Below are 12,103 nucleotides of genomic sequence, written 5' to 3'. Positions count from 1 at the left end.
CCTGCAGGCGGAGTACGGCGCCTACGGCCGCAGACTGGCCAAGCACTTCGACCCGAGCCGGCCGGAGGCCCGCTGATGCCCGTCCTCGACGCGACCCACGACGCTGCCCTGCGCTCCTTCGTGCCGGGGGCGGACGGGCACCCGGACTTCCCGATCCAGAACCTGCCCCTCGGGATCGTCTCCCCGGCCGACGGCGCGCCGCGGGCCGGCATCGCCATCGGCGAGCGCGTCCTCGACCTGCCCGGGCTGCTGGCGGCCGGGCTCCTGGCGGGCGAGGCGGCCCGGGCCGCCGAGGCCGCGGCGGGGCCGGGCCTGAACAGGCTCCTCGCCCTCGGCGCCGGGCCGCGGCGGGCCCTGCGGGCGCGGGTCTCGGAGCTCCTGCGCGAGGGCAGCCCCGACCGGGCCGCGGTCGAGGCGCTGCTGCACGAGGCGGCGTCCTGCCGGGTCCACCTGCCGGCGGCCATCGGCGACTACACCGACTTCTTCGTCGGCATCCACCACGCCGAGAACACCGGCCGGCAGTTCCGGCCGGACAACCCGCTGCTGCCGAACTACAAGCACCTGCCGATCGGCTACCACGGCCGCGCCTCCTCGATCCGGCCCTCCGGCACGCCGGTGCGCCGCCCGAGCGGGCAGACGCGGCCGCCCGGCACCGAGGCCCCGCTCTTCGGCCCCTCGCGCCGGCTCGACTACGAGCTGGAGCTCGGCGTCTGGATCGGGCCCGGCAACGCCCTCGGCGAGCCCGTCGCGGTCGGGGCGGCGCAGGACCAGGTCGCCGGCTTCTGCCTCCTCAACGACTGGTCGGCCCGGGACATCCAGGGCTGGGAGTACCAGCCCCTCGGGCCGTTCCTGGGAAAGAGCTTCGCCACCACGATCTCGCCCTGGATCGTCACCCCCGAGGCCCTGGCGCCGTTCCGGATCCCGCAGGCGCCCCGGCCCGCGGGCGACCCTGAGCCCCTGCCCTACCTGCTCGACGCGGCCGACCAGGCCGCCGGCGCCCTCGACCTCGTCCTCGAGGTGCTGCTCCTGACGCCGGGCCTCAAGGCGGCGGGCCTGCCCGCCCACCCCGTGTCGCGCTCGAACGCCCGGCACATGTACTGGACCGTGGCCCAGATGGTGGCCCACCACACCAGCGGCGGCTGCAACCTGCAGCCCGGCGACCTGCTCGGCACCGGCACCCTCTCGGGGCCGGAGGCGGGCGCCTACGGCAGCCTCCTCGAGACCACCAACGGCGGCAGGGAGCCGGTCCGCCTCGCCTCCGGCGAGGAGCGCCGCTTCCTCGAGGACGGCGACGAGGTCGTCCTCAAGGCCCGCGGCCTGCGCGAGGGCTTCGCGCCGATCGGGTTCGGGGAGTGCCGCGCCGTGATCGTCGGGGGCGCCGGATGACCTGGCACGCCGTGGCCGCCCTCGCGGATTTCGGCGGGCGCGCGGTCATCGCCCGCGAGGCGGGCGGGCACGCCCTCGCCCTCTACCGGGTCGGGGACGCCCTCTACGCCACCCAGAACCGCTGCACGCACCAGAACGCCCTCCTGTCGGAGGGCGAGGTGGTGGAGGGCTACATCGAGTGCCCGCTGCATTACGGGCTGTTCGAGATCGCGACCGGCCGGGCGCAGGGTGCCCCGGTCTGCCGCGACCTCGCGACCTATCCGGTGCGGGTCGAGGGCGAGCAGGTGCTGGTGGAGATCGCGGCGGGCGCGTGAGCCCGCCCCGCGGGACGCGCCGCTCCCGCGGCCGCCTCCCGTGAGCTCACGCCGCGCCCTCCCGCCCCCGCCCGCTCGTCGCCCCGAGCAGGGCCAGGACGGCGCGGTTGAGCGGCACCGGGAGCCCGTGCCGGTCGGCGGCGGCCACGACCGCGCCCGTGATGAAGGCGTGCTCGAGGGGACGGCCGGAGAGGCGGTCGTAGAGCATCGAGGTGCCGCCGTCCCCCGGCGCGCGGCCGTAGACGTCGAGGACGTGCTCGCCGTCCTCGGGGGTGAGGCGCGCGCCCTCGGCGCGGGCCACCGCCACCACCTCGGCCATGAGGCCGCGGGCCAGCTCCCGGATCGCCGGGTCGCCGAACACGGCCATGCGGCGCAGGGTGAGGGCGGTGATCGGGTTCGCGACGGCGTTGCCGAGGAGCTTGCGCCACGCCACCGTGACGAAGTCCTCCTCCTGCGTGATCGTGAAGGGCGTGCCGGAGAACAGGCGCGCGAAGGCCGCGCCGGTCTCGCCCGCCGGCACGGTCATCCGGGCGCTGCCGTGGTGGACGATGCGGCCGGGCGCCGTGCGCTCCACCGAGCAGTAGATGATCGCCGGCAGGACCGGGACCTCGGCGCCGAGATGGGGCCGGACGCGCGCCGCGTGATCGATCCCGTTCTGCACCATGACCACGGTGGTGTCCGGGCCCACGAGGGCGTCGAGCCAGGGCGCGGCGCCGCCCACGTCCTGCGCCTTGGTGGTGACGAGCACCCACGGGACCGGAGGAAGGCCCGCCGGCGCCGCGGCGATCCGGACCGGCACGGTCCGCTCGCCGTCCGCGTCCACCACGGTCAGGCGCTCGAAGGCCGTGCGCACGCAGAGCGTGACCGCGTGCCCGGCGCGCTCCAGCGTCCCCGCCAGGTAGCCGCCGATGGCGCCGCTGCCGATCACCGCGATGGCGCCCGCCCGTCCCGTGCCGTCCGTCATGATCCCGCCCGCATCCGTCCGCGATCCCGCAGGTTAAGGCCCGGAGGCCGGGCGCGTGAAGCGCGGCGGGCGCGGGAGGGGGCTGCGTCCCCGTGGGGCGCCCCGCCCTGACGGCGGGGAGCCGCGCCCGGACGGCAGGGCGCCGCGCCTGGACGGCAGGGCGCCGCGCCCCGGCGCCGCGCTCCCCGGTCAGTCGACGGCGGCCGGGACGTAGATCTGGCGGGAGTACCAGGGCAGCGACAGCACCGCGACCATCTGCTCCTTGCCGTCGAAGAGGCCGGCGAGCGAACCGCCCGACGCCTCGAAGGACACCGACTTGGTCCGGTCGACGGCGTTGGGCTGGCTCCGGAGGGGGTCGAGGCCCTGGTCGACCCGGTAGGTGCTCCTGACCTTCGGGTCGGCGGCGGAGATGTTGCGGGAATTGAACTGCGCGCGGGCCGGCGCGCCGCGGTCGTAGGTGACCCGGAAGGCGATCGTCTCCCCGGTCCCGGTGGTGACGCGCCAGGCCTCCTCGGTCGCGCCCGCGAGGTTCACGGCGCTCGTCCGGCGCTCCAGCGTGACGGTCGCGGGCTTGCTGACCTTGTAGTAGCCCGGAGACGTGGCGGCGTCGCTGAAGGCGCCCACGATCACGAAGGCCGTGTCCTGGTCGTTGCGGCCCGGGATCGCCAGGACGGCGGCCCTCTCCTCTCCTCCGGACGGCTTGCCGTCCGGGCCCGTCGCGGCCAGCTGCTCCCGGAAGACGACCGAGAGGTTGGAGCCCTTCGCGGGTCCCTGCTGCGCCGGAGCGACGGTCCAGCCGGCGGGCATCAGCTTCTGGGCGGCCTCGTCCGGGATCTTGAAGGCGACGACCGTCCGCACCTCCTGGGTCCAGCCGCGGAGCACGCCCAGGGCGTCGCCGGCCGGCGCGGGCGCCTGGGCCGCCGCGAGGCCCGGTTGCGCCAGCGCCAGGGCGACGAGCGGCAGCACCATCGATCGAGACATCGCTTTCCTCCGGCGCGCGGGATGGTTCCGTTCTGATTGCGTCCTCGCGTCGGCTATACTGCACCAAAGACCGCAATAGCCAAGCGTTTTTCCTTATATTGGGCAACATCACTGACTTGATGTCGAACATGACCTCGTGAGGCGGCGACAAGGCGGCCGGGGCGTCCCGCCGCGCGTATCCGCCGTCGCCGCCACCCCGAGGCATCGCGTCGATGTCCGATGCCGGACGCCTCGAACGGGACCAACGGTCCCGGGACCGGCCGCGCCGGGGCAGTCTTCCGCGGCGCCCCGGCCCCGGCGGCGTCGTCCGGGGGGGCGCCCGCCGCCCGGCCGGGGCCCTTGCGCTCGGGCCGCCCCGTCCCCTACCCTGGCGCCTCGAGACCGCGCGCCGGCGTCCCTCCCGCGAGGAGCCGCGGGCCGGGAGACGGTCCGCCGGGAGAGACGCCATGAGGCAGACGCAGGCCCTGCGGGCCCTGCTCTCGCGCCCCGAGATGATCGTGGCGCCCGGTGCCTACGACGGGCTCTCGGCGCGGTTCGTCGCGCAGGCCGGCTACCCGGCGGTCTACATGACCGGGGCCGGCACCGCCGCGGCCCTCGGCTTCCCGGATTTCGGCCTCGTGACCATGGGCGAGATGGCCGCCAACGCCGGCACCCTCGCCCGCGCGGTGGCGGTCCCGGTCATCGCGGACGCCGATACCGGCTACGGCAACGAGCTCAACGTCACCCGCGCCGTGCGGGAGTACGAGATGCGCGGGGTCGCCGCCCTGCACATCGAGGATCAGGTCTCGCCCAAGCGCTGCGGGCACCTCGACGGCAAGGAGATCGTCCCGCGCGAGGAGTGGCTGGCGAAGCTCCGGGCGGCGCTCGCGGCCCGCCGCGACCCCGACTTCCTGATCGTCGCCCGCACCGACGCCCGGGCGGTGGCGGGGCTCGACGAGGCCGTGGCGCGGGCGAACGCCGCCCTGGCGGCCGGGGCCGACATGGCCTTCGTGGAGGCGACCCGGAGCCTCGACGAGATGGCGGCGGTGCCGGCCCGGGTGGCCGGTCCCTGCCTCCTCAACATCGTGCGGGGCGGCCAGACGCCGGACGTCGACCTCGCGACCGCGCAGGCCATGGGCTACCGCCTCGCCATCCTGCCGAGCCTCCTGCTCGGGGCCGCCATGGACGCGTTCGACGCCGCCCTCTCCGACCTGCGGCGCAGCGGGCGGACGCCGGCCTCGGACGGCGCGCCGGACCTGCGCGAGCGCTTCCGGCGCCTCGGGGCCGACGAGTGGGACGCCCTGCGCACCCGCTTCCGCGCGCCGGAGCGGGACGCCGCCGAGTGACCCCGGGGGCGCGCGCGATGCCGAGGAGGATGGCGCCGATGCCGACACGCACCGCGAGGCCCGCGGCAACCGCCGCGCGGCTTGAACAATGCGCCGCGCGGCTTGGACAATGCGCCGCGCGGCTTGGACAATGCGCCGCGCGGCTCCCGGGCCTCCTCGCCCGCGCCGCCTGCGGGCTCGCGCTCCTCGCCGCGCTGCCGGCCCGGGCCGAGACCATCACGGTCACCCACTGGGGCTCGGCCTTCTACGGCGCGCCCTACGCGGTGGCCCGCGAGAAGGGGTTCTTCCAGAAGCGCGGCCTCGACATCACGGGCTTCCTCACCTCGGCGGGCGGCGGCACCTCGGTGCGCAACACCCTGGCGGGCGGCCTGCCCTTCGGCGAGGTGGCGCTGCCGGCCGCGATCCTGGCGATCCAGTCCGGGCAGCCCCTCAAGATCGTCAGCGGCGGGGTCGAGAGCGTCGCCGACATCCTGTGGATCACCAGGCCGGACTCGACGCTCGCCGGCCTCTCGGGCCTCGCCGGCCGCAAGATCGCCTACACGGCGCCCGGCTCGGTCACCAACATGCTGATCCTGATGTGCCTGCGGAAGGCCGGGATCGACCAGAAGGCGCTCCAGCTCGTCGCCGCCGGGGACCTCGGCGCCAACCTCTCGGCGGTCCTCAACGGCGCGGTCGATGCCGGCATGACCGGCGAGCCGCTCTGGTCGCAGAACCAGGGCAAGGTGCGGGCGGGCTTCTGGGCCCGGGACTGCGTCGACCCGGCCGTGACCCAGACGGTCGGCATCACCACCACGGAGTTCGCCCGGACCGGCGGCGACACCCTGCGGGCCCTGATCGACGCCCGCCGCGAGGCCGTCGCCTACATCCGGGAGCACCCCGACGAGACGGCCGACATCGTGGCCAGGGCCTACAACGGCGATCCCGCCCTCTACCGCACGGTGTTCCGGCACTTCGTCGAGATCGGCTACTTCGGCGACGGGCGCCTGAACCTCGCCAACATGAACCGGATGCTCGAGGGCATGAAGCTCGTCGGCCGCCTGAAGGCCCCGGTGGAGTGGGGCGAGGTCACCGACTCCTCGTTCCTGCCCAAAGACCTCCAGGGCACCCAGTGAGGCCCGAGGCGCGGCCGCGGGTCGGGCCGGGGACGCGGGAGGCGCCCGGTCCCCGCGGGACCGCGGGCGCGCGGGACGCGCCCGGTCCCCGCGAGAGCCACGCCGTCCTCTCGGCGGTGACCCGGGTCTACCCCGGCGCGCGCCCCGTGGCGGCCCTCGGGCCGGTCGACCTCGACCTGCGCGCGGGGGAGTTCTTCGCGGTGGTCGGGCCCTCGGGCTGCGGGAAGTCGACCCTGCTCGACCTGCTGGCGGGCCTGAGCCGCCCCACCGCCGGCACGATCCTGTTCGAGGGCCGGCCCGTCGACGGCGCCGTGCCGGAGGGCCTCGGCATCGTCTTCCAGGAGGACGCCTCCTTCCCGTGGCTCACGGTGCGCGACAACATCGCGTTCGGCCTCAGGCGCGCCGGCACCGACCCGGCCGAGACCGCCCGGCGGGTCGACTACGCCCTCGGCTTCATGGGTCTCGCGGATTTCGCCGCCGCCTACCCGGCGCAGCTCTCGGGCGGCATGCGCCAGCGCGTCTGCATCGCCCGCACCCTGGTGACCCGGCCCCGCCTGATCCTGCTCGACGAGCCCTTCGGCGCCCTCGACCAGCAGACCCGCCTGCTGATGGGCGACGAGCTGCTGCGCCTCTGGCGCGAGACCGGCGCCACCGTGCTGCTGATCACCCACGCCCTCGACGAGGCCGCGATGCTCTCCGACCGGGTCGGGGTGATGTCGTCCCGCCCGGGCCGCTTCATCGACCTCGTCGAGACCGGCTGGCCGCGGGAGCGCGACAGCCGCCTCGTCGCCGAGGCCGGTTTCGGGACGGTGACGGCGCGGCTCTGGGCGCGCCTGCGCGACGAGTCGCTGAAGGCGATCGGCGGACCGGGGGCGACGGCGTGAGCCGGTCCGCCGCGGTCGCGGCCGCCCGCCTCGCGCTCCTCGCCGGGGCCGTGCTGGCCCTGGAGCTCCTGTGCCGGGCGGGCGTGATCCAGCCCCTGACGCTGATCCCCCCGAGCGCCATGGCGGCGGCGCTCGCCGGGCTCCTGTGGTCGGGCGAGCTCAACGCCGACCTGATCCACACCGGCGGCGCCGTGGCGGCGTCGCTCGCCCTCGCGGTCGGGCTCGGCCTCCCCCTCGGGGTCGCGGTCCACGGCCTGCCGCGCCTGCGCCGCGCCCTCGACCCGCTGCTCGCCGCCTACTACGCGGTCCCGACCTTCGTGTTCTACCCGCTCCTCGTCGCGATCCTCGGTCTGAACCAGGCGCCGCTGATCGTGCTCGGCACCGCCTTCGGCCTGCCCGCCATGATGATGGCGACGCTGAACGGCCTCGACCGGGTGCCGCCGGTGCTGCTGCGCACCGCCCGGGTCCACCGCCTCGGGCGCCTCGACACCCTGGCGTCGATCGTGCTGCCGAGCGCCGCCCCGTTCCTGTTCACCGGCTGCAAGCTCGCCCTCGCGTACGCGGTCATCGGCATCATCGCGGGCGAGTTCATCCTGGCGGATGCCGGTCTCGGCCACGCCATCTCGTTCGCGTATGACGGGTTCGAGAACCGCACCATGTACGCGGTGATGCTGCTCGTGCTCGGCCTCGCCACGGGGCTCAACCTCCTGCTGCACCTGTGGGAGACGCGGCTGATGCGCCGGAGGGCCCGGGCGTGAGCGGGGCCGCGCGCCCCCCCGCCCGCACCGGGGGGCGCGACGCCCTCGTGGCCGCCGGGCTCCTGCTGGCGCTCTGGCAGGGGCTCCACCTCTACGCCGGGGACGCCGCCCTCGCCTCGCCCGCCGCCGCGCTCGGCGCCCTCCGGCAGCTCGCCGGCACGGCGGCGTTCTGGGGCCACTGCGCCGCCACCGCGCAGGCCTTCGCGGCCGCCCTCGCCCTCTCGGCGGCGATCGGCCTCGCGCTCGGGCTCTGGCTCGGCCTGCGGCGCTTCGCCGGCGAGGTCGCCGAGCCCCTCCTCGCCGGCCTCTACGCCATCCCGAAGATCACCCTCTACCCGGTGATCCTGCTGGTCTTCGGGCTCGGCCTCGGCGCCAAGGTCGCGTTCGGGGTCATCCACGGGTTCGTCCCCATCGCGCTGTTCACCCTCGGGGCCGTGAAGTCCCTCGACCCGGTGCTGCTGCGCACCGCCCGCGCCCTGCGCCTGTCGCGCGCGCAGACGGTCCGGTTCGTGCTCGCCCCGGCGGCCCTGCCGGAGATCGTGGCCGGCCTGCGGGTCGGCTTCTCGCTCACGCTGCTCGGCGTCCTGATCGGCGAGATGTTCGCCTCGCAGGCCGGCCTCGGCTTCCTCATCGTCAACGGCACCGCCCTGCACAACGTCCGGCTCACCACCGCGGTGATCCTGACGGTCGTGGTGCTGGCGGTCGGCGCCAACGCGGCGCTGCTCTGGCTCGACCGGCGCTACGTGCGGCGGGGATAGGGCATCGACCAGGCCGCGAGGCCACGCCTTGCCACCCGCGCTGCGCGAGCTAGCTTCACCGCATGCCCGGCCGCGGCGACGCCGGGGCACGCGAAGGAGGCCAGCATGGCGTCACCGATCTCGATGGAGGGGCGCGCGGCCTCCGGCACCAAGGCGGCCCCGCCCTGCACGCTGGTGATCTTCGGGGCGGGCGGCGACCTGACCAAGCGCCTGCTGATGCCGGCGCTCTACAACCTCGCGGGCAGCCGCCTCCTGGCCGGGGAACTGTCCGTCTGGGGCATCGACCACGTCGACGGCTCGGACGAGTCCTGGCGCCAGAACCTCACGGCGACCATGGATTCCTTCACCAAGGACGCCGGCGCCGAGTTCCACGCCGAGCGCATCGATCCCGAGGCCTGGGGCTTCGTGCGCGAGCGCCTGCACTACCTCAAGGGCGACTTCCTGGCCCCCGAGACCTACCGCGACATCGCCGCCCGGGTGCCGGGCAGCGCGGTGTTCTACCTCGCGGTCGCGGCCCGCTTCTTCGCGCCGATCGTCGAGCACCTCGGCGCGGCCGGGCTGCTGAAGCAGGAGGGCGGCGCCTTCCGGCGGGTCGTGATCGAGAAGCCGTTCGGCAGCGACCTCGCCTCGGCGCGGGAGCTGAACCGGCGCCTGCTCGCCGTGGCCGAGGAGCCGCAGCTCTACCGGATCGACCATTTCCTCGGCAAGGAGACGGTGCAGAGCATCATGGCGATCCGCTTCGCCAACGGGATGTTCGAGCCGATCTGGCGCCGGGAGCACGTCGACCACGTCCAGATCACCGCCGCCGAGACCATCGGCGTCGAGGAGCGCGGCGCCTTCTACGAGCCGACGGGCGCGCTGCGGGACATGGTGCCGAACCACCTGTTCCAGCTCCTGTGCATGACCGCCATGGAGCCGCCGAACTCCTTCGACGCCGAGGCGGTGCGCACCGAGAAGGCGAAGCTCGTGCAGGCGGTGCGCCCGGTGCCGCTCGCGGACGCGGTGCGCGGCCAGTACGCGGCCGGCCGGCTGCTCGGGCGCGACGTCGCGGCCTACCGGGCCGAGCCGCACGTGGCGGCGGACAGCCGGACCGAGACCTACGCGGCCCTCAAGCTCACCATCGACAACTGGCGCTGGGCCGGGGTGCCGTTCTACCTGCGCACCGGCAAGCGCATGACCGGGCGGCGCACCGAGATCGCGGTCCACTTCAAGCCCGCCCCCTACCAGCTCTTCCGCGACACGCCCGTCGACCAGCTCGCCCCCAACATCCTGCGGATCCAGGTCGATCCCGACCAGGGCACCGTGACCCAGTTCAACGCCAAGGTCCCGGGCCCGACGATGCGGCTCGCCAAGGTCAGCACCAGCTACCGGGAGAAGGACTTCTTCGACGAGAAGCCGAACGTCGGCTACGAGACCCTGCTCTACGACTGCATGATCGGCGACGCGACGCTGTTCCAGCGCGCCGACAACATCGAGGCCTCCTGGGCCGTGGTCGAGCCCCTGGTCGCGGGCTGGGGCCAGGGCGGCGCCCCCCAGGCCTACGCGGCCGGCAGCGCCGGCCCGGCCGACGCCGACGCCCTGCTCGCCCGCGACGGGCGGCACTGGCTGCCCCTCGACGGCGCGTGAGCGCTTCCCCGGTGGGCGCGCCCCGCGAGGACGCGGAATGGCTGGAGGCCGACGGCCTCGGGGGCTTCGCCTCCGGCACCGCCGCGACCCTGCGCACCCGCCGCTACCACGCGCTGCTCCTCACCGCCACGACGCCCCCCACGGGCCGCGTCGTGCTCGTCAACGGCGTCGAGGTGACGGCGCGGACGCAGGCCGGCGCCTTCGCGCTCTCGACGCAGCGCTACGCGCCGGACGTGATCCATCCGGACGGCTGGCGCCGCATCGAGGCCTTCTCGCCCCGGCCCTGGCCGACCTGGACCTTCGCGCTGCCGGACGGCACCCGCATCGTGCACGAGATCCTGGTCGATCCGGACGCCTGCGAGACGGTGCTGCGCTGGCGCCGCGAGGCCGGGACGGGGGCTTGCGCCCTGGAGGTCCGCCCGCTGCTCTCGGGGCGCGACTACCACGGGCTGCACCGCGAGAACCCGGGCTTCGACTTCACGGCCGCGGTGCGGGGTCCCAACGTGTGCTGGCAGCCCTACCGGGACCTGCCGCCGGTCTCGGCGCTCACCAACGGGACCTACGCGCACGGGCCCGACTGGTACCGGCAGTTCCTGTACGCGGCGGAGCGGGCGCGCGGCCTCGACGACACCGAGGACCTCGGCAGCCCCGGGCGCTTCGGCTTCGACCTCGCGGAGGAGCCCGCCGTGATGGTGCTGCGCAGCGGCAACGACCTCGCGGCGCGGGCGGGCGCCCATGCCGAGCGGCTCGTGGCCGGGGAGCGGGCGCGCCGGGCCGCCGCGCCCTCGCCCCTCGCGCTCGCCGCGGCGAGCTACCAGGTCGACCGCCCGGGCGGCCGCACGCTGGTCGCCGGCTTCCCGTGGTTCACCGACTGGGGCCGCGACACCTTCATCGCCATGCGGGGGCTCCTCGTCGCCGCAGGCCAGCTCGCGCCCGCCCTCGCCATCCTGTCGGCCTGGGCCGGGGCGGTGAGCGAGGGCATGATGCCCAACCGCTTCCCCGACCGGGGCGAGACGCCGGACTACAACGCCGTCGACGCCTCGCTCTGGTACGTGGTGGCGGTCCACGACGTCCTGAGCGCCTGCGAGGCGGCCGCCCGGCCCGTGCCGGACGCGGTCGCGGACCGGCTGCGGGGGGCCTGCGAGGCGATCCTCGAGGGGTATTGTGCCGGCACGCGCTACCGCATCGGCGCGGACGCCGACGGGCTCCTGCGGGCCGGCGTTCCGGGGGTGCAGCTCACCTGGATGGACGCCAAGGTCGGCGACCGGGTGGTGACGCCGCGCATCGGCAAGCCCGTCGAGATCCAGGCCCTCTGGATCAACGCCCTGCACGTCGCGGCGACGCGCTGGTCCCCGCGCTGGGCCGAGGCCGAGGCGAGGGCGCGGGCGGCCTTCGGGCGCTTCGTCGGGCCCTCGGGGGCGCTCCACGACGTCCTCGACTGCGACCACCGGCCCGGCACCGCCGACGCGCGCCTGCGGCCGAACCAGATCCTGGCGGTCGGCGGCCTGCCCGTCCCGGTCCTGACCGGGGCGCCGGCCCGGGCGGTGGTGGACGCCGTCGAGGGGGCGCTCCTGACGCCGCTCGGCCTGCGCTCGCTCAGCCCCGACGACCCGGCCTATGTCGGTCGCTACCGGGGCGACCCGGGGGCGCGGGACGGCGCCTACCACCAGGGCACGGTCTGGCCCTGGCTGATCGGCCCCTTCGTGGATGCCTGGCTGCGGGTGCGCGACCGCAGCGAGGCCGCGAAGGCCGAGGCGCGCGAGCGGTTCCTGCCGCCCCTGACGGCGCATCTCGGCGAGGCGGGCCTCGGCCACGTCTCGGAGGTGGCGGACGGCGACCCGCCGCACCGCCCCGGCGGCTGCCCGTTCCAGGCCTGGTCCCTCGGCGAGCTGATCCGGGTGCGCCGCATGCTCGACCTCGACCCCTGAGCACCATGGGCCGCCTTGCTCCCCGGTCCGGCCGGAACGATGATGCCGGCGCCGGCCGGCCGGAGCG

At 75.4% G+C, this 12,103-nt stretch carries 11 protein-coding genes; 9 read left to right on the top strand and 2 right to left on the bottom strand.

Translation table 11 applies throughout. From position 1 onward, the window contains the following. Nucleotides 1–75: 75 nt before the first annotated feature. Together fahA and DT057_RS31395 are read left to right on the top strand one after the other, a co-directional pair. On the top strand, nt 76–1,386 hold the full coding sequence (fahA, locus tag DT057_RS31400) for a fumarylacetoacetase (protein WP_128565981.1): 1,311 nt from the start codon (nt 76–78) through the stop codon (nt 1,384–1,386). Beyond that, nucleotides 1,383–1,700: a Rieske (2Fe-2S) protein gene (locus DT057_RS31395; protein WP_128565980.1), complete on the top strand. Its 318-nt coding sequence runs from the start codon at nt 1,383–1,385 to the stop codon at nt 1,698–1,700. The genes fahA and DT057_RS31395 overlap by 4 nt, the downstream gene beginning before the upstream one ends. A 46-nt stretch (nt 1,701–1,746) precedes the next feature. On the opposite strand, the gene DT057_RS31390 is transcribed toward DT057_RS31395, so the two are convergent. Further along, a complete protein-coding gene (locus tag DT057_RS31390) occupies nt 1,747–2,664 on the bottom strand; it encodes a 2-dehydropantoate 2-reductase (protein WP_128565979.1) in 918 nt (305 codons plus the stop codon). 189 nt (nt 2,665–2,853) lie between these two features. Continuing rightward, nucleotides 2,854–3,645 (bottom strand): hypothetical protein, encoded by a 792-nt coding sequence (locus DT057_RS35745; RefSeq protein ID WP_162501562.1) that lies wholly within the window; start codon nt 3,643–3,645, stop codon nt 2,854–2,856. A 446-nt stretch (nt 3,646–4,091) separates the two neighbouring features. Here DT057_RS35745 and DT057_RS31380 point away from each other — a divergent pair, with 446 nt between their 5' ends. From DT057_RS31380 to DT057_RS31350, 7 genes are all read left to right on the top strand, one after another. Next, nucleotides 4,092–4,970, top strand: a complete 879-nt coding sequence (locus DT057_RS31380; RefSeq protein ID WP_128565978.1) for an isocitrate lyase/PEP mutase family protein — start codon at nt 4,092–4,094, stop codon at nt 4,968–4,970. 38 nt (nt 4,971–5,008) lie between these two features. Continuing rightward, the gene (locus tag DT057_RS31375) at nt 5,009–6,082 is read left to right on the top strand and encodes an ABC transporter substrate-binding protein (protein WP_128565977.1); all 1,074 of its coding nucleotides are present in this window, start codon (nt 5,009–5,011) and stop codon (nt 6,080–6,082) included. Next, a complete protein-coding gene (locus DT057_RS31370; protein WP_128565976.1) occupies nt 6,079–6,966 on the top strand; it encodes an ABC transporter ATP-binding protein in 888 nt (295 codons plus the stop codon). Before DT057_RS31375 ends, DT057_RS31370 begins: the two co-directional genes overlap by 4 nt. After that, on the top strand, nt 6,963–7,724 hold the full coding sequence (locus DT057_RS31365; RefSeq protein ID WP_128565975.1) for an ABC transporter permease: 762 nt from the start codon (nt 6,963–6,965) through the stop codon (nt 7,722–7,724). Before DT057_RS31370 ends, DT057_RS31365 begins: the two co-directional genes overlap by 4 nt. Next, nucleotides 7,721–8,482 (top strand): ABC transporter permease, encoded by a 762-nt coding sequence (locus DT057_RS31360; protein WP_128565974.1) that lies wholly within the window; start codon nt 7,721–7,723, stop codon nt 8,480–8,482. The genes DT057_RS31365 and DT057_RS31360 overlap by 4 nt, the downstream gene beginning before the upstream one ends. Before the next feature lie 105 nt (nt 8,483–8,587). Next, the gene (gene zwf, locus DT057_RS31355; RefSeq protein ID WP_128565973.1) at nt 8,588–10,108 is read left to right on the top strand and encodes a glucose-6-phosphate dehydrogenase; all 1,521 of its coding nucleotides are present in this window, start codon (nt 8,588–8,590) and stop codon (nt 10,106–10,108) included. Further along, entirely contained in the window at nt 10,105–12,036 is a 1,932-nt protein-coding gene (locus DT057_RS31350) for an amylo-alpha-1,6-glucosidase (RefSeq protein WP_128565972.1), read from the top strand. The genes zwf and DT057_RS31350 overlap by 4 nt, the downstream gene beginning before the upstream one ends. Nucleotides 12,037–12,103: the final 67 nt, after the last annotated feature.

It is taken from the genome of Methylobacterium crusticola (genome assembly GCF_003574465.1).
Taxonomy (GTDB): domain Bacteria; phylum Pseudomonadota; class Alphaproteobacteria; order Rhizobiales; family Beijerinckiaceae; genus Methylobacterium; species Methylobacterium crusticola.
The sequence above is the reverse complement of the archived record's forward strand: the minus strand, read 5'-3'. Positions and strand labels throughout refer to the sequence as shown.